The following is a 23,649-nucleotide window of genomic DNA, read 5'->3' as shown; positions in this document are numbered from 1 at the left end:
GGGTTCACGCAACCAGCGACACGCTCCCGCCGGCATGGCGATCGAGGCGTCCGGCAAGGTCGAGCTCAAGCAGCACCATCGCGATCTGCGCCGCGCTCAAGCCTGTGTGGCGGATGATCTCGTCCACCGCAATCGGCGTCGGGCCGAGCGCTTCCAGCACGTCGGCGCGTTCGTTGTCGCCGGGCGGCGGCATTGCCGACAGGTCGGGAGCCTCGGCGAGCGGCATGGTCCTTGGCGGGCGAGTGCCAGCCAGCGGTGCCAGCGCGCCCAGAATGTCGGCCGCTTCGGTGACGAGCGTGGCGCCGTCCTTGAGCAGCGCATTGCTGCCCGCGGCGCGCGGGTCAAGTGGTGAGCCCGGAACCGAGAAGACCAGTCGGCCCATCTCGCCGGCCAGCCTGGCGCTGATCAGCGAACCGGAGCGCTGTGCGGCTTCGACCACGACGAGCCCGAGCGCCATGCCAGCGACGAGGCGGTTGCGGCGCGGGAAATCCTGTGCTCGCGGCTGCCAGCCGAACGGCATTTCTGAAACGATGGCGCCGCCGCGCTCGGCGATGTCGTCGCACAGACCGGCATTTTCCGGCGGGTAGGGGACATCGAGGCCGCCGGCCAGCACGCCGACGGTCCCGGTCGAAAGGCTCCCCTGATGCGCCGCGGTGTCGATGCCGCGTGCGAGGCCGGAGACGATGGCGTAGCCGTCGCGGCCGAGGTCGACCGCCAGCATGCGCGCCATCTTGATGCCGGCGAGCGAGGCGTTGCGGGCGCCGACGATCGCCACCGCAGGGAGACGGAATACCGCGCCTTCGCCCTTCACCGCCAACAGCGGCGGCGGGTTGTCTAAGGTCTTCAGCAAAGCGGGATAATCTGCTTCGCCGATGCCGACGAACCGGGCGCCGGCGCGCCGGGCCGCTTCCAACTCCGCCTCGGCTTCGCCGGCAGAGGGAATGCGAGCGATGCGGTTGGCGCCACCCGAGATCATCAGCTCGGGTAGCATTTCGAGCGCGGCTTCGGCCGAGCCGAAGCGGTTGATCAGTTCGCGAAAAGAGGCAGGGCCGACATTCGGCGTGCGGATCAGGCGAAGCCAGGCAAGCCGCTGCCGCTCGCTGAGGCGCGGGCCGGCGATCGGAGCACTCACCCCTTCGCCCCGATCTTGCCCTCGGTGCCGGCGAGCAGCCGCGAGATGTTGGCGCGGTGCTTGATGAAGACGATCAGGCTCATCAGCGCGAACAGGCCGGCGATCTGAGGCGTGCTGATGACGTAAAGCGCGATCGGCACGACCACCGCCGCCGCAAGCGCCGCGAGCGAGGAGTAGCGAAACAGGAAGGCCATGGCGAGCCAGACGACGGCAAAGACAACCATGCCCTGCCAGGCAAGCCCGAGCAGCACGCCGAGATAGGTGGCCACGCCCTTGCCGCCCTTGAAGCCTAGCCAGACCGGAAACAGGTGGCCGAGGAAAGCGCCGAAGCCGGCGAGCAGTCCGAAGTCGGGCGAGAAATGTCCGGCGATCAGCACTGCCGCGGTGCCCTTCAGCGCATCGAGCAGCAGCGTCGCAGCGGCCAGCCCCTTGTTGCCGGTGCGCAGCACATTGGTCGCGCCGATGTTGCCGGAGCCGATCTGGCGCACGTCGCCGAGACCGGCCGCGCGGGTAATCAACAGCCCGAACGGAATCGAGCCGAGCAGGTATCCAAAGATCAGCGCGACACCGTAACCCATTGTTCCCCCACCTATTTCTCCGATCGGAGCTGCTTCCCGGCTTTGGTCGGTTGACGTTCAGGCCGAAAACACTGTGCGGCCCGCCACCATGGTTTGCAAGACTTTGCCCTGAAGGCGCGCGCCTTCGAAACAGGTGTTCTTGGATCGCGAGCGCAGGCCGCTCTCGCTAACGATCCAGGGCTCGTCAAGATCGACCAGCGCAAGATCGGCCGCGGCACCCGGCTTCAGCGTGCCGCCGGGCAGGCCGAACAGTCTTGCCGGCGCGGTCGACAGGGTCTCAACCAGCCTGAGCAGCGGCACATCGCCATTGTGGTAGAGCCGAAGTGCTGCGCCAAGCAGCGTCTCCAACCCGATCGCGCCGGCGGCGGCATCGGCGAAAGGCAGTCGCTTGGTGTCGACATCCTGCGGGTCGTGCGATGAGACGACGATATCGATCGTGCCGTCCTTGATCGCCTCGACCATCGTCAGCCGGTCCTCCTCGGCGCGCAAGGGCGGGGTGAGCCGGAAGAAGGTGCGGTATTCGCCGACATCGTTCTCGTTGAGCGACAGATTGTGGATGGCGACGCCCGCCGTGACATTGGCGCCGTCGGCCTTTGCCCGGCTCACCGCGCCAACCGCCATCGCCGTCGAGATCTTGGCGGCGTGATAGGCGCCGCCGGTCAGCCGCGCCAGCGCCAAGTCCCGCACCAGCGGGATGAGCTCGGCCTCGCGCGGGATGCCGGAAAGGCCGAGCCAGCTCGCATAAAGGCCCTCGTTCATCACGCCGGCCGAGGCAAGGTCGGCATCCTGGGTTTCATGCGCGATCACCGCACCGAAATCGCGGGCGTAAGTCAGCGCGCGGCGCATGACCAATGCGTTGGCAATCGTGTGTCGACCATCGGTGAAGGCCACGGCGCCGGCTTCGCGCAGCAGGCCGAACTCGGTCATCTCGCGGCCGTCGAGACCCTTGGTGATTGCCGCCGCCGGGAAGATGTTGACGCTTGCGGTGTCCCTTGCCGTGCGCAGCACGAACTCGACCAGCGCCACATTGTCGATCACCGGATTGGTGTCGGGCATCATGACGATGGAGGTGACGCCGCCGGCTGCCGCCGCGACGCTTGCCGAGGCGATGGTCTCGCGGTGCTCACCGCCGGGTTCGCCGATGAAGACGCGAGCATCGATGAGACCCGGAATAATCGTCTTGCCGGCGCAGTCGATGACGACAGCGCCTTCGGGCGCGCCCTGGTTCAGCGCCGCCTTGCCGGCGGCGGCGATCCTGCGGCCATCGACGATGACGGCGCCGATCTCGTCGACACCGCGCGAGGGGTCGACGATGTGCGCCCTGTTGAAGAGCGTCACGCTCATGCGCCGCGTCCCTCTTGGTTGCGGCGCCGGTCTAACAGCGCTTCCATAACCGCCATGCGCACGGCTACGCCCATCTCGACCTGTTCCTGGATGACGCTCTGAGGCCCGTCGGCGATCTCCGAGGCGATCTCGACGCCGCGGTTCATCGGCCCGGGATGCATGACCAGCGCATCCTCCTTGGCCGCTTTCAGCTTCTCGGCGTCGAGGCCGAAATAGCGGAAATATTCGCGGATCGACGGCACGAAGGCGCCTTCCATGCGCTCGCGCTGCAGGCGGAGCATCATCACGACATCGGCGTTCTTCAACCCTTCGGTCATGGAGCGCGACACGACCACGCCCATCCTGTCGATGCCCGCGGGCAACAGCGTCGAGGGTGCGACGACCCGCACCTGCGCGCCGAGCGCGTTCAAGAGCATGATGTTGGAGCGGGCGACGCGCGAATGCAGAATGTCGCCGCAGATCGCCACGATCAGCTTCGACAGCGGTCCCTTGGCGCGGCGGATGGTCAGCGCGTCGAGCAGCGCCTGCGTCGGATGCTCATGCGCGCCGTCGCCGGCGTTGACCACCGAGCAGCCGACCTTTTGCGCCAGAAGCGCTGCCGCGCCCGCCGACTGATGGCGGATGATCAGGATATCCGGACGCATGGCGTTGAGGGTCATGGCGGTGTCGATCAGCGTCTCGCCCTTCTTCACCGAAGAACTCGCCACCGACATGTTCATCACGTCGGCGCCGAGCCGTTTTCCCGCGAGCTCGAAGGACGACTGCGTACGGGTCGAGGCCTCGTAGAAGAGGTTGATTTGTGTCCGGCCGCGCAGCGTCGAGGTCTTCTTTTCAGATTGCCGCGAGATCGATACGGCCCGGTCGGCGCGATCGAGCAGCAGCTCGATATCGGCGGGGGAAAGATCGCGGATGCCTAGAAGATGGCGGTGAGGGAACAGCGGCAGGGACGAAGCGTCGGTCATCTCAAGGCGCTGCTATAGGGTGCGGTCCGGTCAGCCGCAAGCGCTGGCTTTGGATTGCGGCCGTTCTCCCCGGTATTTTCGTCGCGCGCCTTGCATTGCTTGGCTATAAGGCCCGATGGCTTCGGATTCGCGACCGCGGCCTTGAGATGGTAAGGACCTCTCTGCCAACTGAAGGATTGGGCGTGACCGACGAGGTGATCAACCAGCCGCCGCCAATGACGGGCGGCAACGCATGGCGGGGCGATCCGTTGCTCATCCAGCTTGCCGAGCGTTTTTCCGATTCCGTCCGCAAGGATCTGGACGGGCTCGGCAGGTTCGTCATGACGCAGGAGGCACAGGAACTTGCCCGCCTCGCCAACACCGACACACCGAAGCTCAGGACGCATGACCGCCAGGGCCGCCGCGTCGATCTGGTCGAGTTCCATCCCGCTTATCATGCGCTCATGCGACGCTCGGTTGCCGGCGGCCTGCATTCCTCGGTTTGGGAAAACGGCGACGCCGAGATCGGCCGCCGGCATCAGGTGAGGGCGGCGCGCTTCTATCTGACTGCGGAGCTCGAAACCGGACATCTTTGCCCCATCACCATGACCAGCGCCTCGCTGGCGGCGCTGATGGCGAGCCCAAAGCTGTTCCGCGAATGGGCGCCGCGCGTGACGACGCGCAAATACGACCAGAGTCAGAAGCCGCCAGTGCAAAAGACCGGGCTTACCCTCGGCATGGGGATGACCGAGAAACAGGGCGGCACCGACGTGCGCGCGAATATCACAAGAGCCGAGCGCGCCGGAAACGGTTTCTATCGGCTGACCGGCCATAAATGGTTCATGTCGGCGCCGATGTCGGACGCCTTTCTCGTGCTCGGGCAGGTGCCGGAAGGGCTTTCATGCTTCCTGGTTCCGCGGATCCTGGGCGACGGCTCGGGCAATGGCTTCCGCTTCCAGCGGCTGAAGGACAAGCTCGGCAACCGCTCCAACGCCTCGTCGGAAGTCGAGTTCGTCAATGCCATCGGCGAGATGGTCGGCGAGCCGGGCGCCGGGATCAAGACGATCATGGACATGGTCACGCTGACCAGGCTCGACTGCGCCGTCGCTTCGTCAGCGATCATGCGCGCTGGCCTGACCGAAGCCGTCCATCACGCGCGTCATCGCCAGGTGTTCGGCACCGGTCTGGTCGACCAGCCGCTGATGCAGCGGGTCCTTGCCGACATGGCGCTCGACGTTGCCGCCGCGACGGCGCTGTCGTTCCGGCTGGCGCGTTCCTTCGACGAGGCGGCGAGCGATCGCGGCGAGGCGGCCTTTGCCCGCGCCATGACGCCGGTGGTGAAATACTGGGTATGCAAGATCGCGCCGGCGTTGCTTTACGAGGCGATGGAGTGCCTCGGCGGCAACGGCTATGTCGAGGAAGCGCCGCTTGCCCGCTACTACCGTGAGGCTCCGGTCAACGCGATCTGGGAAGGCTCCGGCAACGTCATGGCGCTCGACGTGCTGCGTGTGCTTGGCCGCGCGCCAGGCCTGTTCGAGGAGGTGCTGGCCGGCATCGACCGCGACCTCGGCGCCGGCGGGCGGGGCACCATCGGCGTGCTCAACGCGGCCATGCAGGTGGCTTCGACCGACCAAGGCTCGGCGCGCCTGCTGACCGAACAGCTGGCGCTTTCGGCGGCGGCGGCAGAGCTGCGCCGGATGGGGGCAGGGCGGATTGCCGACGCCTTCGTCGAAACAAGGCTCGGCGGCCAATGGCGCACCACCTACGGCATGCTCGATTCGCGCCATGACGCGCGCATGATCATCGACACGCTCTACCCGCCGCTGAGCTGAGCAGCCTGAGAGGCGTTCCATCGCCGGCCTGTGGATTGCCGTTAACCTTAACGAATGGTTTCCGTTGCGATGAGGCTTCGCGGAGCCCACTCTGTCCACCGGAGTAGGGAAATGTTAACCATGACGATCCCGTGCTCCCCCAAGGCAGGAAGCGCATGCGGCACGTGTTGACATCATTTCTGGCCTTGCACTGGGCGGTCGTCTTCGCCCTGCTGGCCTACATCTGCATGGATGGCAATCGCGGCATCGCGTCGGCGCTCGGCGTGCTTGGCGTCTCGCTGCAAAGCAGCCGTTTCCCGGGTCTCGATCATGCTCTCGTCGTAGCGCCGCTCGCGGTCGCTCTGCTGATCGTCGCGCTGCTGTTCTGTTGGGCCTTCGTCGAGACGCTGCTCAACATCGCGACAAGGCCGGAAGCGGGCGATACGATGGTGCGGATAGCCTTCATCTGCGCCTCCTTCCTGCTTTCGGTGATTCTCGTCGGCGGCGCCGCGCAAGGCATCAACGGGCTGTTCATGGTCGTCGCCATCCAGATGACGGCGCTGCTCGCCTCTTATGTCGCGGTGCTCGCCGAGCGACGCTCGGCTCTCGCCGCGATGACCTTGCATGAAAGTGAAGCCCGCCTGGTTTCCCATCGCATGGCGGCGGGCGTCGCGCACAGCTCGCTCCTGTCCCGCGTCTCCAGCCTGCCGGAAACCAGACCCGGAGGTCGCCGCTGATGCGCGCCTTGTTCGCATTCTGGGCGGCTCCGCTGGTCCTGTTCTGGGGATGGTTCTTCCTGTCTCTCAACGACATCAATTTCGGCTACGTGATGCTCAGCCGCCAATTGCACGACCTGGTCTTCCAGCTTTACGGCCAGATGCTCGGCGTTGATCCGGGAATCATCCCCGGCATGGTCGCGCGGGCCTGCGTGTTCGACAGTTTCCTGCTGCTCGGGCTGGTGGCATTCCGCCGCCGGCACCAAATCGCCGAATGGATCAGGCGGCGCCGGAAAGGCCCTGTCAGCCCCGATCGGTTCGGCCGAGCAACTGGAGTCGGTCCAACGCTCCCTGCAGAATAAAGGCCGCCGCCGCCGAATCGATCTTGCCGGCGCGCTTCTTGCGCGAGAAATCCATCTCGATCAGCGTCCGTTCCGCGGCGACCGTCGACAGCCGCTCGTCCCACAGCACGAAGGGCAGGTCGGACAAGGCGGCCATGTTGCGCGCGAAGGCGCGGGATTTCTGGGCGCGCGGACCTTCCGATCCGTCCATGTTGACGGGAAGGCCGAGCACGATCGCGCCGACATTGTCCTTCTCGAGCTGAGCCAGCAACTGGACGGCATCGAGCGAAAACTTCTTGCGCAGGATGACCGGGCGCGGATGGGCAAAGGACAGACCGCGGTCCGACACCGCCACGCCGATCGTCTTGTCGCCCAGATCAAGCCCGGCGAGCGTGCGGCCGCCCGCGAGAAGGGGCGGCAATTCCTCGATGCCTATGATGCTCAACAGCTCGTCCTGGTTAGTCGCCGCGCGGCTTTTTGATTGGCCGCGGGACTTTCAATTTGCCGTCGGCGTTCTATCCTTTGGCAACGAGAAAATCGAGGAATCCCTTTCATGAAACTAACCTGGTACGGACATTCGGCATTCCGCATCGAGACTAAGGACGCCAACATCCTCATCGACCCGTATCTGGTCGGCAATCCGTCATGGACGGGCGGCTGGGAGAACCCAGCCGAAGGGGTGACGCACGTTCTTCTGACCCACGGCCACAGCGATCATATCAGCGGCGCCTCCGAGGTGCTGAACAAGAGCGGCGCCATGCTGGTCGCAAATTTCGAGATATGCATGTATCTCGTCGGCCAGGGTGTCAGCGATAAGAAGATAAACCCCGGCAATATCGGTGGTACGGTCGATTGCGGTCCCTTCACCACCACCTTCGTCCAGGCTTTGCACTCCTCTTCGTTTGGCGGACAAGACGGCACCAACACCTATCTCGGCAATCCGGGCGGGCTCGTGCTGCATTTCCCGCAGGACAAGACGCTTTACCACATGGGCGACACCGACATTTTTTCCGATATGGGGCTGATCAACGAATTGCATGAACCGAAGATCGGCATCGTGCCGATCGGCGATCGCTTCACCATGGGCGGCGCGGTGGCTGCCCTTGCCTGCCGCCGCTTTTTCAGCTTCGATTCGGTCGTTCCCTGCCATTTCGGCACCTTCCCGATCATCGACCAGACCGCCGACAAATTCGTGGCCGGCATGGAGGGATCCGGTGTCAAGGTGGCGCTGCCCGAGATCGGCAAAGCGATCACGATCTAGGCGCTCGCCCTATGCAATACGGGTAGCTCTACCTAGGGCGGCGCCCGAAGCACCGCATCACGGTCCGCGCGGCATGATCGATGTTGCGCCGCAAGCGCGGCGCCGCTATAGCCCGCACTGGTTTTCCCGAGGCAAATAGACATGTCCGTTGATCTTCAGACCGTGAAGCGCGTCGCGCATCTTGCCCGGATTGCGGTGAGCGAGCAGGATGCCGAGCGCATGACCGGCGAGCTGAACGCCATCCTTGGCTTCGTCGAGCAGTTGAACGAGGTGGACGTCTCCGGCGTCGAACCGATGACTTCGGTCACGCCGTTGGAGATGAAGAAACGGCAGGATATTGTCACCGACGGCAAAAAGGCGGTCGACATCGTCGCCAACGCGCCGGCCACGGAAGAGAATTTCTTCCTCGTTCCCAAGGTCGTGGAGTAGGGCAGGATGGCCGTCGAGATCGGCGTCGAGACGCCCTTGCAGGACGACGTGCGCGCGCTGGTCGCGGAGCTCAACACTGCGCTGCTCGAACTGACGCCGCCGGAACATTGCTATCACCTCACCGTCGAGCAGATGGCTGGCCACGACACGACCGTGTTCGTCGCCCGCGACGGCGGCCTTGCGGTCGGCTGCGGCGCGCTGAAGCGCCATGAGGACGCGGTCGGCGAGGTCAAGCGCATGTACACGCGGCCCTCGCATCGCGGCCAGAAGATCGGTGCCCAAATCGTTGCACGGATCGAGGGTCTGGCGCGACAGGAAGGCCTGAAGCGCCTGGTTCTGGAGACCGGCGATCGCCACCCTGCCGCCTGGACCGTCTATGAACGCGCCGGGTTTTCGCGTTGCGGCCCGGTGCTGGATTATCCCGACTCCCAATGGTCGGTGTTTTACGAAAAGAGCCTTGCCTGATGAGCGACCTCACACATCTCACCATTTCCGAGGCGCGCGCCAAGCTGCGCGGCAAGGAGATTTCGGCTGCCGAGATCACCGAAGCCTATCTCTCGGCGATCGAGCGCGCCAATCCGGTGCTTAATGCCTATATCGCGGTGACCGCCGACAAGGCGCGCGAGATGGCCAAGGCTTCCGACGCGAAGCTCGGCAAGGGCGAGGGCGGGGCGCTCGAAGGCATTCCGCTCGGCATCAAGGATCTATTCGCCACCGAAGGCATCCACACCCAGGCCTGCAGCCATGTGCTCGACGGCTTCAAACCGCGCTACGAATCGACCGTCACATCCAATCTATGGGCCGACGGCGCCGTTATGCTCGGCAAGCTCAACATGGACGAGTTCGCCATGGGCTCGTCCAACGAGACCTCCTATTACGGTCCGGTCATCAATCCGTGGCGGCGCTCGCGCCTCGACACGGTGGTGATGCCGACGACGCATCAGGGCGATGGCGGTTTTGTCTCGGCCGGCGGCGCGAAGACCGCACGGACGTTGGATAACGCCCAGCTGGTGCCGGGCGGCTCCTCCGGCGGATCGGCTTCGGCCGTCGCCGCCTTCCTCTGCGCCGGCGCCACCGCGACCGACACCGGCGGCTCGATACGCCAGCCGGCAGCCTTCACCGGCACCGTCGGCATCAAGCCGACCTATGGCCGCTGCTCGCGCTGGGGCGTGGTCGCCTTCGCGTCCTCGCTCGACCAGGCCGGTCCCATCGCGCGCGATGTGCGCGACGCCGCGATCCTGTTGAAGTCGATGGCCTCCTCCGACCCGAAGGACACGACGTCAGTCGACCGGCCGGTGCCGGACTACGAAGCGGTGATCGGCAAGCCGATCAAGGGCATGAAGGTCGGCATTCCGAAGGAGTACCGCGTCGACGGAATGCCCGAGGATATCGAGGCGCTCTGGCAGAAAGGCATTGCCTGGCTGAAAGACGCCGGCGCGGAGATCGTCGACATCTCGCTGCCGCACACCAAATACGCGCTGCCGGCCTATTATATCGTGGCGCCGGCCGAGGCCTCCTCCAACCTCGCCCGCTATGACGGCGTGCGCTACGGGTTGCGCGTGCCCGGCAAGGACATCGTCGACATGTATGAGAAGACGCGCGCCGCGGGCTTCGGCCGCGAGGTCAAGCGCCGCATCATGATCGGCACCTATGTGCTTTCCGCGGGTTACTACGATGCCTACTACCTGCAGGCGCAGAAGGTGCGCACGCTGATCAAGCGCGATTTCGAGACCGTCTTTGCCGCAGGTGTCGACGTCATCCTGACCCCGGCCACGCCGTCGGCCGCTTTCGGCGTCGCCGACGAGGACATGAATGCCGATCCGGTGAAGATGTATCTCAACGACATCTTCACCGTGACGGTGAACATGGCCGGGCTGCCGGGCATATCGGTGCCCGCCGGCCTCGACGGCAAGGGCCTGCCGCTCGGCCTGCAGCTCATCGGCCGGCCGTTCGACGAGGAAACGCTGTTCCAGACCGCCCACGTCATCGAACAGGCCGCGGGCAGGTTCCAGCCGGACAAGTGGTGGTAGCGTTGTCCCTCATCTGAAACGGGGTGAGGGATGTTCTACTATCTTTCCAAGATCCTCTGGTTTTTCGTCCAGCCGCTCAACTTGGCGATCTTCCTTCTGCTCGCCGGCTTCCTGGCAGCGCTCTTCGGCCGTCGTCGGCTGGCTGGCACCGGCAGCGTGCTCGCCTTCCTGATCCTCGCGCTTTCGGCCTGGACCTCGCTTGGCGCGATGATGCTGAATCCGCTGGAGGAACGCTTTCCCAAGCCGCCACTGCCGGGCAAGGTCGATGGCATCGTTGTGCTCGGCGGCGGCTTCGAGGGCGCGATCAATCTGGCGCGCGGCGGCTATGAGCTGAACAGCGGCGGCGACCGCATGGTCGAGACCGCGATCCTCGCCAGGCGTTTTCCGCAAGCGAAAGTGGTTGTCTCCGGCGGCAATGGCGAGCTTTTCCTGGACGGCGAGGGCGATGCCGACACCGCGCCACGCCTGCTCGGGGCGCTGGGGGTCGCGCCCGATCGCCTGATTCTGGAGAACAAGTCCCGCAACACCTACGAGAATGCCGTCTTCACCCGCAGGCTGGTCGAGCCGAGACCGGGCGAGACATGGCTGCTGGTGACGTCTGCCTTTCATATGCCGCGCGCCAAGGCGCTGTTCGACAAGGCCGGTTTTCCAATCGTCCCCTGGCCGGTCGACTACCGCACCTCAGGCAAGGAAGGCATCGGTCTGTTCCGCGACAATCCGGCCGATTCGCTGCAGGCGACCATCATGGCGATCCGCGAATGGATCGGGCTCTCCGCCTATTGGCTGTCGGGCCGCATCGATCAACCTTTCCCGGCGCCGGGCGGCTGACCGAGCACTGCCTGGCGCGCGGCCGAGAAGAACTGGCGCCGCACAAGCACGGCAAGCAGCACCAGCGTCGACAGCACGAACACCGTCGGGCCGACGAACGAGCCGAGATAGCCGATTGAGAAGAAGACGGCGCGCAGGCCGGAATTGAAATGCTTGCCGGCAAGCACGTTCATGCGCGTGGCCCGCCACACCGCCGTCTCGCTGACCGCATTGCGCGAGGCCTCGCCATGCGGGACCGGCACGGCGCCGATCAGGATCGAGCAGTAGTTGAACAGCCGGTAGGCCCAGCCGAACTTGAAGAAGGCGAAGGCGAGGATCAACACCAGGCCGAACATCTTGGTCTGGAAGGCCTCGCGAGAGGATGCGGACGCCAACGGCAGGTCAGCCATTATGGTTAGAACCCGGTCGGAAGCCCCGAGAAGGGCAAAGCAGCCGCCGAGCGCGATCAGCGAGCTCGAGGCAAAGAAGGCGGTGCCTTGCTGCAGCCCGGACATGATGGCGGTATCGACTATGCGCACCTCGCGCTCGGCCATGTTGCGCATCCAGGCTTCGCGCTGAGCGTTCATCGCCGTCGTCAGCGACACACGGCTAACGAGCTTGCCGTCGGAGGCCAGCGTATGAAGCACCCAGACGACCAGGAAAAAGGCAAGAGCGGCCAGGTCTGTCGCCGAAAGATGAAGGGAATCGCCCATACGTTGTCTTACCACAGGCCCGGCGGGCGCTTCGACGGCGGAAGCAAGCGCATACATGTCGCTGCCGGAGCAAACAAGGTCGGCTGACGCCGCGCCGCGACACGCAAAACAGCGGAAACATCGCAAGAATTGCTATATGTAAGTTTTGAGCGGCCTGCAGGAGACAACGGCGCGTGTTCCTTTCGGTTTTCGACCTGTTCAAGATCGGCATCGGTCCATCGAGCTCGCATACGATGGGGCCGATGACGGCCGCGCGCCGTTTCCTCGACGAAATCCTCGCCGACGACTGGCCGCGCCCGGCCGGCGTGAAGGTCGATCGCATCGGCGCCAGCCTGCACGGCTCGCTCGCTTATACCGGCATCGGCCATGGTTCGGACCGCGCCGTCATCCTCGGCCTGGCCGGCGAGATGCCGCAGACGGTCGATCCGGATGAGGCGGATAGCATCGTTGCCCGCATCGGAACGGAGAAACGGATTTCGCCGCCTGGGCATCCGACCTATCGCTTCGACCCGGCCAAGGATCTGGTGCTCGACCGCAAGACGCCGCTGACCGGCCACGCCAACGGCATGGCCTTCTATGCCTACGATGCCTCCGACCGGCTGCTGCTCAAGCGCATCTATTATTCGATCGGCGGCGGCTTCGTCGTCTCCGAGGAAGAATTGCAGCGCATGAAAGACAAAGGCTCGGTGACGACGGAAGGCAAGAAGGTGCCTTATCCGTTCAAGAACGCCGTCGAGATGCTGTCGATGGCGGCCAAGTCTGGGCTTTCAATCGCCGAGATGAAGCGGTCCAACGAGGAAAAGCACATGTCGCGCGAGGAGCTCGACGCCGGCCTCGACGCGATCTGGAGCGCCATGAAGGGCTGCATCGACCGCGGTCTGTCGCAGGACGGCGTCATGCCGGGCGGGCTGAAGGTGCGGCGCCGCGCACGGCAATTGCATGACAAGCTGCAGGAACAGTGGCAGCAGAACCGGCCCAACCCCTTGCTCGCCAATGACTGGCTGTCGATTTATGCCATGGCGGTCAATGAGGAGAACGCCGCCGGCGGGCGCGTGGTGACGGCGCCGACCAACGGCGCTGCCGGCACGCTCCCGGCAGTGCTGCGCTACTGGCTGCATTTCCATCCCGAAGCCGACCAGCCTAGCATCCGCGACTTCCTGCTGACGGCCGCCGCCGTCGGCGGCATCATCAAGTCAAACGCTTCGATCTCGGGCGCCGAGGTCGGCTGCCAGGGTGAAGTGGGATCCGCCTCGGCAATGGCGGCGGCCGGGCTTTGCGCCGTCATGGGCGGCACTCCGGAGCAGGTCGAGAACGCCGCCGAAATCGCGCTCGAGCATCACCTTGGCATGACCTGCGATCCGGTCGGCGGCCTGGTGCAGGTGCCCTGCATCGAGCGCAATGCTCTGGGCGCGGTCAAGGCTGTGACAGCCGCCTCGCTCGCCATCAAAGGCGACGGCACGCATTTCGTGCCGCTGGATGCTGCGATCGAGACCATGCGCCAGACCGGCCTCGACATGAACGAGAAGTATAAGGAAACCAGCCTCGGCGGACTGGCTGTCAACGTGGTCGAGTGCTGACCCTGCCCTTTCCACCCGGTGGGCTTAGGCTGTCGAAGCGATCGAAACGGCCGCGCTGGCCTCATGATCTGGCAGCAATCGGCCTGTGCATAATCTCGCTCGGCGTTGAACGCCTCCGGGGCAGTCGCTAGATTGCGGGCATGTCTCTCAATCTCATCAAGCTCTGCGTCGGCTGCGACAGCGTCGAGGACCTGGAAGAGTGGATCGCTTTCCGTCTCGACGAGCGGCGCCGCGCCGGCGAGCCGGCCGAGCAATGGCACACCACGCGCATGGTGCCGACGCGCGGTGGGGAGATCACCGATGGCGGCTCCCTCTATTGGGTGATCAAGGGCAACGTCCAATGCCGGCAGCTCATCACGGAGATCCGGCCTTTCGTCGATGGCGAAGGCATCGGCCGCTGCCATCTGGTGCTTGATCCCGAAGTGGTGCGCACCGACTGGCAGCCGCGCCGCGCCTTCCAGGGCTGGCGCTATCTCAAGCTGTCGGACGCTCCGGCCGATCTCGGCAAGGGCAGGGCCGCATTGGCCGAGATGCCGCCGAAACTGCGCCTGGAGCTTGCTGAACTCGGCCTGCTATAGGGTTGCAGAGCCTCATCTTCCGCTTGCTGGCCCTTCGAGCGGCCCGGTTTGGGGCTTGCAAGCGCCGCCCCTGCGCCACATCTTGATTGCGATGCACAATCATTTGGATGGCGGTGCAAACAGATGGGCGTGATGATCGCATTGGCGGCCGTGCTCCTGGTGCTTTTCGGCGCCGCGACAATCTTCGTGCGCGCCGACGCCGCCAGGATGGCGGACAGTCTCAGAGCGCTCGGGCCCGCGCTGTTGGGCCTGATCGGGGCGACGATGCTCGTGGTCGGCCGCAGCAGCTTTGGCGGCCTGCTGATGATTGCGGCGGCAGGCTGGTATGCCTGGATGCGGGCGAGGCGACCGCCACCGAAGGCTGTCGCGGCCAAGCGCTCAACCGTGCGCACCGCGGCTCTCGAAATGGAGCTCGACCACGACAGCGGCAAGCTCGAGGGCCTTGTTCTCGCCGGTCATTATGAGGGGAGAATGCTGAGCGCCATGGGGATCGCGGAACTGCAGCAACTCCATGTCGAGCTACGACCGGACCCGGAGAGCCGCCAGCTGCTAGAGACGTATCTTGACGGCCGTTTTCCCGTCTGGCGCAAGGACGCGCAGCCGGACAGTGGCGAAGGGCTGGGTGTTGCGCCAGGTGCGGGCGCCATGACTAAGGAGGAGGCCTACAAGATCCTTGGTCTTGAAGCGGGGGCTGCCGCGGCGGATATCCGCAAGGCGCACCGCCGCCTGATGCAGCGCCTGAACGCCGACGTCGGCGGCACGTCTGTCCTGGCGGCGCGGATCAATGAAGCCAAGGACGTCTTGCTCTCCAATCACGACTAGTCTCCTTCGACGCGGAACTTCCCGGGAGGTTTAAAAGCCGCCTATTGCTGGACGGCGTAGCACTCGATCTTCCTTCGCTTCAGGGCGTCGCAGGCCTTCCAGGCTGCGTCCTTCGAGCCGAAACCGCCAAAGCGGGCGCGGTAGTAGGTGACGCCGCCCTTGTCGAACGCGACCGTGAAGCCCGATGCATCGGCCAGCACCTTCGGCGCCTGCTTGCTCGTCTTGTCGAGAAGGGCCTGAGCCCCCGATTGCGTCGGCGAGGACGCGACCTGCACCACCCATCCAGACGGCAGCGAGGACGTCTTGACCGGATCGACGGCCGGGGCGGCGGCTGCGGCCGGCTCGGCGTAAGCGGCAACTGTCTGGGACGTGGCTTCGGTCGGTGATGCGGTTTCGGTCTCTGATGTGGTTTCTTGGGGCGCGGGTGCCGGAGCCATGGCGGCCACCGCAACCGTCTTCACCTTCCTGACCTGGATCACCGGCTTGGTTTCCTCAGCGACCGGCGCGCTGTCATCGGCGGACGCGACTTCGGTGTCGTCGACAGCCGGCTTTTCATCCGGAGTCGGCGCGCCATGCTTGGGCAGGAGGACCTTCGCCAGGGCCTTGATCGGATTGTCGCCGCCCGCCTTGGCGATCAGGTTGCCGCCGCCGCGGGTCGAGGCGCGCGACAGGTAGGTGTTGATCAGTGATGCCATCTGGTTGTCGCGGCTGCGGCCGGAAGCGCCGCCCATCACCACCGCGACAAGGCGGCGATCGCCATCGGCGACGGAGGAAACCAGGTTGTAGCCGGAAGCGCGCGTGTAGCCGGTCTTGATGCCGTCAACACCCTTGATGCGGCCGAGCAGGCGGTTATGGCCGTTGATGCGCTGGCGACCATAGAGGAACGAGCGCTGCGAGAAATAGCCGTAATATTGCGGGAAGTGCTCGCGGAGCGCGATGCCGAGCATCGCCATATCGTGCGCCGTGGTGAACTGGCCCGGATCGGGCAGGCCATTGGCGTTGCGGAAGACAGTGCCGTTCATGCCGAGCTGACGTGCCTTGGCCGTCATCATGCGGGCAAAATTGTCTTCGCTGCCGCCGAGCAACTCGCCCAGCGCGGTCGCCGAGTCGTTCGCGGACTTCGTCACCATCGACAGGATCGCGGTCTCGACCGGCACCGAGCCGCCGGCGCGCACGCCGAGCTTGGTCGGCGGTTCGGACGCGGCATGGGCCGAGAACGGCACCGGCGTGTTCTTGCCGATCCTGCCCTTCGCCAATGCCTCGAAGGTGAGGTAGAGCGTCATCATCTTGGTGAGCGAAGCCGGATAGCGCCGGCCGTTGGCGTCGGCCGAATAAAGCACCTTGCCGGTCTTGGCGTCGACGACAATCGCGGCAGACCTGGCGGCCATCGCGGAGGCGACATCGGCGGCGACAATCGTCACCGCGAGCGCGGCAACCATGATTGCCTTGAAGGAGAATGAAGATTTGGAGACGAAGCCCGACAACGCCTGACGCACCGTTACTTACCCTGAATTTTCGTTGCCCCGGAGGCGGCGGAGGGGTGCCTGCCTCACTTCCGGCCAAGCTATCGCGGTCAGCGTTACCAATCCGTTTATGGTAACCGTCGCGTTCACCATTTTCTGGCGATTTGAGCCTCTGTTTATTCGAACTTTAGCGGTTGCTGTCGCGCGGAGCCCTTGCGGCTCAAGGCAATCTTGACTTTTGTGCAGCGCACAATATATTCCGGTGCATTGCACAAGGGCGCCCGGGGCTAAATGGGCGTTTCAACCAAGGGAAGCATGAAATGACCCAGACCTATGAGGACTTCGCGAAATACGGCAAGGAGTTTGCCGACACCGGGCTGAAGAGCTTTGCCTCGCTCACCAAGGGTGCGCAGGCGATCGCGACCGAAGCCGGCGAGTACACCAAGAAGAGCTTCGAGGCCGGCAGCGCCGCCTTCGAGAAGCTGTTCTCGGCCAAGTCGATCGAGAAGGCCATCGAGATCCAGACCGATTACGCCAAGCAGAGCTACGAGAGCTTCGTGGCCGAGGCGAGCAAGATCGGCAATCTCTATGCCGAGCTCGCCAAGGAAGCCTACAAGCCGTTCGAATCGGTCGTCGCCAAGACGAAGTAATTTCGTCCGATCACATCGGACACGGCCAGCCGGCCTGCAAAAACAACCCGGTCGCGAAAGCGCGGCCGGGTTTTTTCATGCGCCGCCGCAACCACCCGAGCCTTGCCGCATTCACGATTGAGAAATTCGCTGAAGTTTGCGCACCTAGCCATATTGTCAGCTAAACAGAAGGGCTTAAAATCGGCCATCGAAGACCTACATGTTGAACTCGCATGAGGATTCGAAAAGGCAGGACTACGTGACGATCGGTTTGACTGCCACGGCAGGCGTGGTGCGAATGCAAGGTGACGGCGACCGCAACGATCCCGGTCGCGGCACAGCGGTCATCACGCGCACCAAAACCAAGACAAAAAAGCCCAGCCTCTACAGGGTCCTCATCCTTAACGACGACTACACTCCCATGGAGTTCGTGGTCCACGTCCTGGAGCGTTTTTTCCAGAAGGACCGCGAGGCCGCCACACGCATCATGCTGCATGTTCATAATCATGGAGTGGGCGAGTGCGGGGTCTACACATTCGAGGTGGCCGAGACCAAAGTGTCTCAGGTCATGGATTTCGCCCGACAGAATCAGCATCCGCTGCAATGCGTGATGGAGAAGAAGTGAGGTAACATGCCGGCTTTCTCCCAAGGCCTGGAAAAGGCGCTACATCAGGCGCTGACATTCGCCAACGAGCGGCATCATGAATATGCAACGCTCGAACACCTGCTGCTGGCGCTCATCGACGACACCGAGGCGGCCGCCGTGATGCGCGCCTGCAATGTCGATCTCGATGAGCTCAAGCACACCGTTCTGACCTATATCGACACCGAGCTCGACAACCTCGTCACCGGTTACGACGAGGATTCGAAACCGACCGCCGGGTTCCAGCGCGTCATCCAGCGCGCCGTCATCCATGTGCAGTCGTCCGGGCGCGAGGAGGTGTCCGGGGCCAATGTGCTCGTCGCAATTTTTGCCGAGCGCGAAAGCCACGCGGCCTATTTCCTGCAGGAACAGCAGATGACCCGCTACGACGCGGTCAACTACATCTCCCACGGCATCGCCAAGCGCCCCGGCGCTTCGGAGTCGCGCACGCCGCGCGGCGCCGACGATGAGCAGGGCGGCCAGAACGGCGCCGAGCCGCAGGAGGACGGCGGCAAGAAGAAGCCGCAGGACGCGCTGACGGCCTACTGCATCAACCTCAACAACAAGGCCAAGGCCGGCAAGATCGATCCGCTGATCGGCCGCGAGAGCGAGATCAATCGCACTATCCAGGTGCTGTGCCGCCGCTCCAAGAACAACCCGCTCTATGTTGGCGACCCCGGCGTCGGCAAGACGGCGATCGCCGAAGGCCTTGCCAAGCGCATCGTCGAAGGCGACGTGCCCGAGGTGCTGCAGGACGCCACCATTTTCGCGCTCGATATGGGCACGCTGTTGGCCGGTACGCGCTATCGCGGCGACTTCGAGGAGCGGCTGAAGCAGGTCGTCAAGGAGCTTGAGGACTATCCCGGCGCGGTGCTGTTCATCGACGAGATTCACACCGTGATCGGGGCAGGGGCCACGTCCGGCGGCGCCATGGATGCGTCGAACCTGTTGAAGCCGGCGCTGTCGTCCGGCGCGATCCGCTGCATCGGCTCGACGACGTACAAGGAGTTCCGCCAGTTCTTCGAGAAGGACCGCGCGCTGGTGCGGCGCTTCCAAAAGATCGACGTCAACGAGCCGACCATCGAGGACGCCATCGAGATCATGAAGGGCCTGAAGCCCTATTTCGAGGAGTTCCACAAGGTCCGCTACACGAGCGAGGCGATCAAGGCTTCGGTGGAGTTGTCGGCCCGCTACATCAATGACCGCAAGCTGCCGGACAAGGCGATCGACGTGATCGACGAGACCGGCGCCTCGCAGATGCTGGTGCCGGAGGCCAAGCGCAAGAAGACGATCGGCATCAAGGAAATCGAGGCGACGATCGCCACCATGGCGCGTATCCCGCCGAAGACGGTTTCGGCCGACGACGAGAAGGTGCTGCAGGGTCTCGATATCGAGCTGAAGCGCGTCGTCTACGGTCAGGATACCGCGATCACCGCTCTGACGTCGGCGATCAAGCTGGCGCGTGCAGGCCTGCGCGAGCCGGAAAAGCCGATCGGTTCCTACCTGTTCTCGGGGCCGACCGGAGTCGGCAAGACGGAAGTGGCCAAGCAGCTTGCCGCCTCGCTCGGCGTCGAGCTGATCCGCTTCGACATGTCGGAATACATGGAACGCCACACCGTCTCGCGGCTGATCGGCGCACCTCCCGGCTATGTCGGCTTCGACCAGGGTGGCCTCCTGACCGACGGTGTCGACCAGCATCCCCATTGCGTGCTGCTGCTCGACGAGGTGGAGAAGGCGCATCCGGACCTGTTCAACATCCTGTTGCAGGTGATGGATCACGGCAAGCTGACCGACCACAACGGCAAGCAGATCGACTTCCGCAACGTCATCCTGATCATGACGACCAATGCGGGCGCATCGGACGCTCAGCGCGCGGCGATCGGCTTCGGCTCGACCAAGCGCGAGGGCGACGACGTCGAGGCGATCAACCGGTTGTTCACGCCGGAATTCCGCAACCGCCTCGACGCGATCATCCCGTTCGGCTCGCTGCCGGTGCCGGTGATCCATCAGGTGGTGCAGAAGTTCGTCATGCAGCTCGAGGCCCAGCTTTCCGAGCGCGGCGTCACCTTCGACCTGTCGCCGGACGCGATCGCCTGGCTGGCCGACAAGGGCTATGACGAGCGCATGGGCGCGCGTCCGCTCGGCCGCGTCATTCAGGAGCACATCAAGAAGCCGCTGGCCGACGAGGTGCTGTTCGGCAAGCTGAAGAAGGGCGGCACGGTGCGCGTCACCGTCGAGAAGAAGGAAACCGGCGAGACCGGCCTGAAGCTCGAATCGTTGGCCGATGAAGCCCCGGTGAAGCCGAAGAAGGAAGAGCCGGAGGACGCGCCGAAGCCGAGGAAGGCGGCGGCGAAGAAGCCTGCCGCCAAGAAGGCGGTGGCGCAGAAGCCGGAGCCGAAGGGCAAGGACGGCGGCAAGCGAAGCCTGGTGCCGCAACTGCCCCGCAAGGGCTGATCGACCTAATGCGCGTCGCGCTGAAACGGATTCAGGCGGCGCGCTCCAGGTGTTTGTTACCAAAACCGCTGCCCACCTTTGGCGACATGCGTTGAAGTCAAAAAGCCCCGGCAACGGGGCTTTTTCGTTGGGGAGGAACCGGCACATGGCGGCTGGCCAAATCATCATACTGAATGGCGCGCCGCCCTCCGGAAGTCGAGCATTGCCGCCGCCGGGAAATGTTTGCTGGCTGCAGAGTCAAGCAACGCCGTCCGGCGCGAAGCGTGTCAGGAAATATCCGCACGCCTTCCAGATCATGATCGACAAGAGCGCACCCGCGTAGCCGTCGATGGCATAATGCCAGCCAAGTGCGACCGAGCCGACCATTATCAGAGCAGCGAATGCCCACATCAGGATACCGGCCGGCCGGGAGCGCCCCGTTGCGTAGAGAGAGAAAAGCACCGCCATCGCCACGTGCATGGACGGGAAAGCGGATATTCCGATGCTGCCGACGGTCGCGCCGGTATAGCCGCTCCATAGCATGTCCTGCGTGCTGAGCGCCCAAATCGGATAAACGCGATCGGCGGCGGCGAGGGCCTGCATGAGGGGGCGAAAGTCACCGCCGAGTCCCAGTCGCTCGTAAAAGCACGGCCCGGCCGAGGACAGCCCCATCGCCAGGAAGAAGCCGCCAAGCGTCCATATCAGCATGAAACTCATCAGGAACTGATGACGCAGCTTCGTATCTTTGCGCGTGATGCAGGCGGTGAAAACCGTGGCGATGAGCACGATGAACCAGAAATTGTATGCGATATTGAGCATCCTCAATGCAAATGGCGACTGAACGACAAACCACAGCCATTCGTCCGGGGCTCTACCGAAATGCAGGATCCGATCGGCGTGGGCCAGCGCCTTGTCCCATGCAAAAGGGGAGAGGATTGCGATGGCTCCTTTCAGCACACCGACGGCCGATACGAAGGCGATGCTCGCGGTCAGGCCGTTGAGGCTATTGGCAGTGCGTTCGGCGTCGCCGAAAAAGCTGCCCAGCGATTTCAGAAAGGTGCCGAGCGGTTCGGCATCCCGTTTGACCAGCGCAAGGTGAAGAAAGATCCCAAGTGCAAAGAGGCAGCCGCAGATCCAGAAAGCGATGAGAAGGTACTCAATGTATTCCTTCAGTACGCCGAAATCCGGCATGTTTCCGGTGCGCATGCCGATCGCTGTTGCCAGAAGCAGGGCGCCGACGGCCAAGGCGTGGAGCAATCGGTGCCGTCGAAAGGCGTCCGCCAGCGCAATCAGAAAGGCACGTCCGACAGCCGTCCTCGCAAGGGGGGTCGACGCCGCAACCGAATTTTCCATGGTTTGAAACCCACTAGCTCGCTATGCCTCCGCGTTTTACAGCGAGATGGTTCGATATTTCCTAACCAAACGATTCGAGTGCAAACGGTCGCATCCGGCGCCGCACGCGGCCGGCCGCGGGAAAACGCGCGGAGGTTGTCGCGGCAAATCGAAATCGTGATCGTCAGTCCGATCTTATCGGTCGGCCTTCAAAGCCGGCGGGCGGCGCGCTTTAGTTTCCCAGTGCCGCGCGGATCTTGCCGGCGTTCTCGGCCAGCACTTCCGGCTTTTCCATCTGCCCGGAATGGGGCTTCAGCGGCACGCCGTCGAAGCGCGGAATGACGTGGACATGGAGATGGTAGACGGTCTGCCCGGAGGCCCGCTCGTTGAATTGCATCAAGGTGACGCCGTCGGCGTTGAAGGCCTCTTTCACGGCAACCGCCACCTTCTGCACCACGGCAAACAGCGGACCGAATGTTGCCGGATCGGCGTCGAGGATATTGCGCGACGGCGCCTTCGGCACCACCAGCGTGTGGCCAACCCCTTGCGGCATCACATCCATGAAGGCAACGACCGCGTCGTCCTCATAGATGCGGTGCGAGGGGATTTCGCCGCGCAGGATCTTCGCAAAGATGTTGCCGGGATCGTAGGCTTCGGCCATGGCGGGCACTCCGGATTATCGTCGTCGTCCGGTGTAGCGAAGCCGCTTCCGAGCGGCAAGACGATTGGGCCGATCTGTCGGCAGTGCGCGGTCGTCGGCCATCGCTGTTTAATGAACGCGGGTGTTTGTCGTCTGATACCTCAATGTCAGGATGACTGTGGATGGCAAGGCCCCAGCTATTCCTTGAGATCCTTGCGGAACGGGGTGTGCTCTTCGAGATACTCCCCCATCCGCTCCACCTCGCGCCTCTCGCGGCGAAGGTAGTCGGCGACCGCGTTGCGCAGGCCGGGATGGGCGATGTAGTGCGCCGAATGCATGGTCACCGGCTGGTAGCCGCGCGCCAGCTTGTGCTCGCCTTGCGCGCCGGCCTCCACCACCTTCAACTTGCGCTCGATCGCGAAGTCGATCGCCTGATGGTAGCAGACCTCGAAATGCAGGAAGGGGTGATCCTCGATGCAGCCCCAGTTGCGGCCGTAAAGCGCGTCGGAGCCGATGAAGTTGATGGCGCCCGCAATGTAGCGGCCGTTGCGCTTGGCCATGACCAGCAGAATGTCCTCGGCCATGCGCTCGCCGATCAGTGAGAAGAACTGGCGATTGAGATAGGGGCGGCCCCATTTCCTGCCGCCGGTATCCATGTAGAAACCGAAGAAATCGTCCCAGGCCCGTTCGGTGAGGTCCCTGCCGGTCAGCCAATCGATAGAGATGCCGTCCGCCAGCGCCTCGCGGCGCTCCTTCTTCAGCGCCTTGCGCTTGCGTGAGGCCAGCGTGGCGAGGAAGTCGTCATAGCTCGAAAAGCCTTCGTTGAAGAAATGGAACTGCTGATCGGTCCGGTGCAGGAAACCCGCTGCCTCGAGCGTCGCGATGTCGGGCTCGGCCGCGAAGGTGACATGCGCGGAAGACACGCCAAGCTTGTCGCTCACCAATTTCAGTCCGGCGGCAAGGCCGGCCTTCACCGCGCCTTCGTCCTCGCCCCTGCTTACGAGCAGGCGAGGGCCGGTGACCGGCGTGAACGGCACCGAGCATTGCAGCTTGGGGTAATAGCGTCCACCGGCGCGCTCGAACGCGTCCGACCAGCCATGGTCGAAGACATATTCGCCCTGACTGTGCGATTTGAGATAGCAAGGAACGGCGCCCAGCAGCTTGCCCTGCGCCGTCTCGAGCCGGAGGTGATGACCCTGCCAGCCGGTGCGCCGCACGGCACAGCCAGACTCCTCAAGCGCGCTCAGAAAAGCGAATGAAACGAGCGGGTTGTAGCCTTTGGCTTTGTCGCCGCGCGTGGTTGCGGCGAAGCCGTTCCATTCATCGCAGGTGAATGCGCCGATGCCCGCCGCGACGCGGACCGTAAAGTCCGCATTCGCTGTCCGTCCATCGTCGTCGTCACCCTGATCCATCCGGCTTATTTAAGCGT

The 23,649-nt window shown here is 64.1% G+C and carries 24 protein-coding genes; 14 read left to right on the top strand and 10 right to left on the bottom strand.

Annotated elements, in window-relative coordinates:
- Positions 1-4: 4 nt before the first annotated feature.
- From dprA to CK220_RS07430, 4 genes are read right to left on the bottom strand one after another with little or no spacing between them, the layout of a single operon-like run.
- The gene (gene dprA / locus CK220_RS07445; protein WP_095810913.1) at positions 5-1,132 is read right to left on the bottom strand and encodes a DNA-processing protein DprA; all 1,128 of its coding nucleotides are present in this window, start codon (positions 1,130-1,132) and stop codon (positions 5-7) included.
- Positions 1,129-1,710 carry a glycerol-3-phosphate 1-O-acyltransferase PlsY gene (gene plsY / locus CK220_RS07440; RefSeq protein WP_095810912.1) on the bottom strand — a complete coding sequence of 194 codons (582 nt, stop codon included), beginning with the start codon at positions 1,708-1,710 and terminating at the stop codon, positions 1,129-1,131. The genes dprA and plsY overlap by 4 nt, the downstream gene beginning before the upstream one ends.
- A 57-nt stretch (positions 1,711-1,767) precedes the next feature.
- The gene (locus CK220_RS07435; RefSeq protein WP_095810911.1) at positions 1,768-3,054 is read right to left on the bottom strand and encodes a dihydroorotase; all 1,287 of its coding nucleotides are present in this window, start codon (positions 3,052-3,054) and stop codon (positions 1,768-1,770) included.
- Positions 3,051-4,016, bottom strand: a complete 966-nt coding sequence (locus tag CK220_RS07430; RefSeq protein ID WP_095810910.1) for an aspartate carbamoyltransferase catalytic subunit — start codon at positions 4,014-4,016, stop codon at positions 3,051-3,053. Before CK220_RS07430 ends, CK220_RS07435 begins: the two co-directional genes overlap by 4 nt.
- A 182-nt stretch (positions 4,017-4,198) precedes the next feature.
- Between CK220_RS07430 and CK220_RS07425 the strand changes: the two genes are divergently transcribed.
- The 3 genes from CK220_RS07425 (at position 4,199) to CK220_RS07415 (ending at position 6,884) form a co-directional block, all read left to right on the top strand.
- Complete coding sequence (locus CK220_RS07425) at positions 4,199-5,827, top strand: DNA alkylation response protein (RefSeq protein WP_095811163.1); 1,629 nt, start codon at positions 4,199-4,201, stop codon at positions 5,825-5,827.
- A 155-nt stretch (positions 5,828-5,982) separates the two neighbouring features.
- Positions 5,983-6,543, top strand: a complete 561-nt coding sequence (locus CK220_RS07420) for a hypothetical protein (protein ID WP_095810909.1) — start codon at positions 5,983-5,985, stop codon at positions 6,541-6,543.
- Positions 6,543-6,884 carry a DUF6105 family protein gene (locus tag CK220_RS07415; RefSeq protein WP_095810908.1) on the top strand — a complete coding sequence of 114 codons (342 nt, stop codon included), beginning with the start codon at positions 6,543-6,545 and terminating at the stop codon, positions 6,882-6,884. Before CK220_RS07420 ends, CK220_RS07415 begins: the two co-directional genes overlap by 1 nt.
- Here CK220_RS07415 and ruvX read toward each other — a convergent pair.
- Positions 6,826-7,308, bottom strand: a complete 483-nt coding sequence (gene ruvX / locus CK220_RS07410) for a Holliday junction resolvase RuvX (protein ID WP_095810907.1) — start codon at positions 7,306-7,308, stop codon at positions 6,826-6,828. The genes CK220_RS07415 and ruvX overlap by 59 nt on opposite strands.
- A 108-nt stretch (positions 7,309-7,416) precedes the next feature.
- On the opposite strand from ruvX, the gene CK220_RS07405 reads away from it, so the two are divergent.
- The 5 genes from CK220_RS07405 to CK220_RS07385 all read left to right on the top strand — a co-directional run bounded on the left by CK220_RS07405 (position 7,417) and on the right by CK220_RS07385 (position 11,411).
- Positions 7,417-8,124: a metal-dependent hydrolase gene (locus CK220_RS07405; RefSeq protein ID WP_095810906.1), complete on the top strand. Its 708-nt coding sequence runs from the start codon at positions 7,417-7,419 to the stop codon at positions 8,122-8,124.
- Positions 8,125-8,265: 141 nt separating this feature from the next.
- Complete coding sequence (gene gatC, locus CK220_RS07400; protein ID WP_095810905.1) at positions 8,266-8,553, top strand: Asp-tRNA(Asn)/Glu-tRNA(Gln) amidotransferase subunit GatC; 288 nt, start codon at positions 8,266-8,268, stop codon at positions 8,551-8,553.
- A gap of 6 nt (positions 8,554-8,559) precedes the next feature.
- Positions 8,560-9,018: a GNAT family N-acetyltransferase gene (locus tag CK220_RS07395; protein ID WP_095810904.1), complete on the top strand. Its 459-nt coding sequence runs from the start codon at positions 8,560-8,562 to the stop codon at positions 9,016-9,018.
- Positions 9,018-10,583, top strand: coding sequence for an amidase family protein (locus CK220_RS07390; protein WP_095810903.1), 1,566 nt, complete (start codon positions 9,018-9,020; stop codon positions 10,581-10,583). Before CK220_RS07395 ends, CK220_RS07390 begins: the two co-directional genes overlap by 1 nt.
- A gap of 30 nt (positions 10,584-10,613) precedes the next feature.
- Entirely contained in the window at positions 10,614-11,411 is a 798-nt protein-coding gene (locus CK220_RS07385; RefSeq protein ID WP_095810902.1) for a YdcF family protein, read from the top strand.
- Here CK220_RS07385 and CK220_RS07380 read toward each other — a convergent pair.
- Complete coding sequence (locus tag CK220_RS07380) at positions 11,384-12,103, bottom strand: DUF599 domain-containing protein (RefSeq protein WP_095811162.1); 720 nt, start codon at positions 12,101-12,103, stop codon at positions 11,384-11,386. The two genes, CK220_RS07385 and CK220_RS07380, sit on opposite strands and share 28 nt — an antisense overlap.
- A 173-nt stretch (positions 12,104-12,276) precedes the next feature.
- On the opposite strand from CK220_RS07380, the gene CK220_RS07375 reads away from it, so the two are divergent.
- From CK220_RS07375 to CK220_RS07365, 3 genes are all read left to right on the top strand, one after another.
- Positions 12,277-13,680 (top strand): L-serine ammonia-lyase, encoded by a 1,404-nt coding sequence (locus CK220_RS07375; RefSeq protein WP_095810901.1) that lies wholly within the window; start codon positions 12,277-12,279, stop codon positions 13,678-13,680.
- A 140-nt stretch (positions 13,681-13,820) separates the two neighbouring features.
- Entirely contained in the window at positions 13,821-14,258 is a 438-nt protein-coding gene (locus CK220_RS07370) for a DUF1489 family protein (protein ID WP_095810900.1), read from the top strand.
- Between the two features lie 123 nt (positions 14,259-14,381).
- Positions 14,382-15,080 carry a molecular chaperone DnaJ gene (locus CK220_RS07365; RefSeq protein ID WP_095810899.1) on the top strand — a complete coding sequence of 233 codons (699 nt, stop codon included), beginning with the start codon at positions 14,382-14,384 and terminating at the stop codon, positions 15,078-15,080.
- A 41-nt stretch (positions 15,081-15,121) separates the two neighbouring features.
- Here CK220_RS07365 and CK220_RS07360 read toward each other — a convergent pair whose 3' ends face one another.
- Positions 15,122-16,576 carry a D-alanyl-D-alanine carboxypeptidase gene (locus CK220_RS07360; protein ID WP_095810898.1) on the bottom strand — a complete coding sequence of 485 codons (1,455 nt, stop codon included), beginning with the start codon at positions 16,574-16,576 and terminating at the stop codon, positions 15,122-15,124.
- A 287-nt stretch (positions 16,577-16,863) separates the two neighbouring features.
- Here CK220_RS07360 and CK220_RS07355 point away from each other — a divergent pair, with 287 nt between their 5' ends.
- The 3 genes from CK220_RS07355 to clpA all read left to right on the top strand — a co-directional run bounded on the left by CK220_RS07355 (position 16,864) and on the right by clpA (position 20,269).
- Entirely contained in the window at positions 16,864-17,193 is a 330-nt protein-coding gene (locus CK220_RS07355; protein ID WP_095810897.1) for a phasin family protein, read from the top strand.
- Between the two features lie 277 nt (positions 17,194-17,470).
- Entirely contained in the window at positions 17,471-17,797 is a 327-nt protein-coding gene (clpS, locus tag CK220_RS07350; protein WP_041000825.1) for an ATP-dependent Clp protease adapter ClpS, read from the top strand.
- Positions 17,798-17,803: 6 nt separating this feature from the next.
- The gene (gene clpA, locus CK220_RS07345) at positions 17,804-20,269 is read left to right on the top strand and encodes an ATP-dependent Clp protease ATP-binding subunit ClpA (RefSeq protein ID WP_095810896.1); all 2,466 of its coding nucleotides are present in this window, start codon (positions 17,804-17,806) and stop codon (positions 20,267-20,269) included.
- A 237-nt stretch (positions 20,270-20,506) separates the two neighbouring features.
- Here the strand turns inward: clpA and CK220_RS07340 are convergent, their stop codons facing one another.
- The 3 genes from CK220_RS07340 to CK220_RS07330 all read right to left on the bottom strand — a co-directional run bounded on the left by CK220_RS07340 (position 20,507) and on the right by CK220_RS07330 (position 23,632).
- Positions 20,507-21,601: a phosphatase PAP2 family protein gene (locus tag CK220_RS07340; RefSeq protein WP_245429026.1), complete on the bottom strand. Its 1,095-nt coding sequence runs from the start codon at positions 21,599-21,601 to the stop codon at positions 20,507-20,509.
- Positions 21,602-21,812: 211 nt separating this feature from the next.
- Positions 21,813-22,241 (bottom strand): HIT family protein, encoded by a 429-nt coding sequence (locus tag CK220_RS07335; RefSeq protein ID WP_095810895.1) that lies wholly within the window; start codon positions 22,239-22,241, stop codon positions 21,813-21,815.
- 176 nt (positions 22,242-22,417) lie between these two features.
- On the bottom strand, positions 22,418-23,632 hold the full coding sequence (locus tag CK220_RS07330; RefSeq protein ID WP_095810894.1) for a GNAT family N-acetyltransferase: 1,215 nt from the start codon (positions 23,630-23,632) through the stop codon (positions 22,418-22,420).
- Positions 23,633-23,649 lie beyond the last annotated feature (17 nt).

The organism is Mesorhizobium sp. WSM3860 (genome assembly GCF_002294995.1).
In the GTDB taxonomy this organism is placed as follows: Bacteria; Pseudomonadota; Alphaproteobacteria; order Rhizobiales; family Rhizobiaceae; genus Mesorhizobium.
The sequence above is the reverse complement of the archived record's forward strand: the minus strand, read 5'-3'. Positions and strand labels throughout refer to the sequence as shown.

Coding starts and splice junctions, on each gene's coding strand:
- plsY (WP_095810912.1), bottom strand. CDS start 1,710: ATGGGTTACGGTGTCGCGCTGATCTTTGGATACCTGCTCGGCTCGATT.
- CK220_RS07435 (WP_095810911.1), bottom strand. CDS start 3,054: ATGAGCGTGACGCTCTTCAACAGGGCGCACATCGTCGACCCCTCGCGC.
- CK220_RS07430 (WP_095810910.1), bottom strand. CDS start 4,016: ATGACCGACGCTTCGTCCCTGCCGCTGTTCCCTCACCGCCATCTTCTA.
- CK220_RS07420 (WP_095810909.1), top strand. CDS start 5,983: ATGCGGCACGTGTTGACATCATTTCTGGCCTTGCACTGGGCGGTCGTC.
- CK220_RS07415 (WP_095810908.1), top strand. CDS start 6,543: ATGCGCGCCTTGTTCGCATTCTGGGCGGCTCCGCTGGTCCTGTTCTGG.
- CK220_RS07405 (WP_095810906.1), top strand. CDS start 7,417: ATGAAACTAACCTGGTACGGACATTCGGCATTCCGCATCGAGACTAAG.
- gatC (WP_095810905.1), top strand. CDS start 8,266: ATGTCCGTTGATCTTCAGACCGTGAAGCGCGTCGCGCATCTTGCCCGG.
- CK220_RS07395 (WP_095810904.1), top strand. CDS start 8,560: ATGGCCGTCGAGATCGGCGTCGAGACGCCCTTGCAGGACGACGTGCGC.
- CK220_RS07390 (WP_095810903.1), top strand. CDS start 9,018: ATGAGCGACCTCACACATCTCACCATTTCCGAGGCGCGCGCCAAGCTG.
- CK220_RS07385 (WP_095810902.1), top strand. CDS start 10,614: ATGTTCTACTATCTTTCCAAGATCCTCTGGTTTTTCGTCCAGCCGCTC.
- CK220_RS07380 (WP_095811162.1), bottom strand. CDS start 12,103: ATGGGCGATTCCCTTCATCTTTCGGCGACAGACCTGGCCGCTCTTGCC.
- CK220_RS07370 (WP_095810900.1), top strand. CDS start 13,821: ATGTCTCTCAATCTCATCAAGCTCTGCGTCGGCTGCGACAGCGTCGAG.
- CK220_RS07365 (WP_095810899.1), top strand. CDS start 14,382: ATGGGCGTGATGATCGCATTGGCGGCCGTGCTCCTGGTGCTTTTCGGC.
- CK220_RS07355 (WP_095810897.1), top strand. CDS start 16,864: ATGACCCAGACCTATGAGGACTTCGCGAAATACGGCAAGGAGTTTGCC.
- clpS (WP_041000825.1), top strand. CDS start 17,471: ATGCAAGGTGACGGCGACCGCAACGATCCCGGTCGCGGCACAGCGGTC.
- clpA (WP_095810896.1), top strand. CDS start 17,804: ATGCCGGCTTTCTCCCAAGGCCTGGAAAAGGCGCTACATCAGGCGCTG.
- CK220_RS07340 (WP_245429026.1), bottom strand. CDS start 21,601: ATGGAAAATTCGGTTGCGGCGTCGACCCCCCTTGCGAGGACGGCTGTC.
- CK220_RS07335 (WP_095810895.1), bottom strand. CDS start 22,241: ATGGCCGAAGCCTACGATCCCGGCAACATCTTTGCGAAGATCCTGCGC.
- CK220_RS07330 (WP_095810894.1), bottom strand. CDS start 23,632: ATGGATCAGGGTGACGACGACGATGGACGGACAGCGAATGCGGACTTT.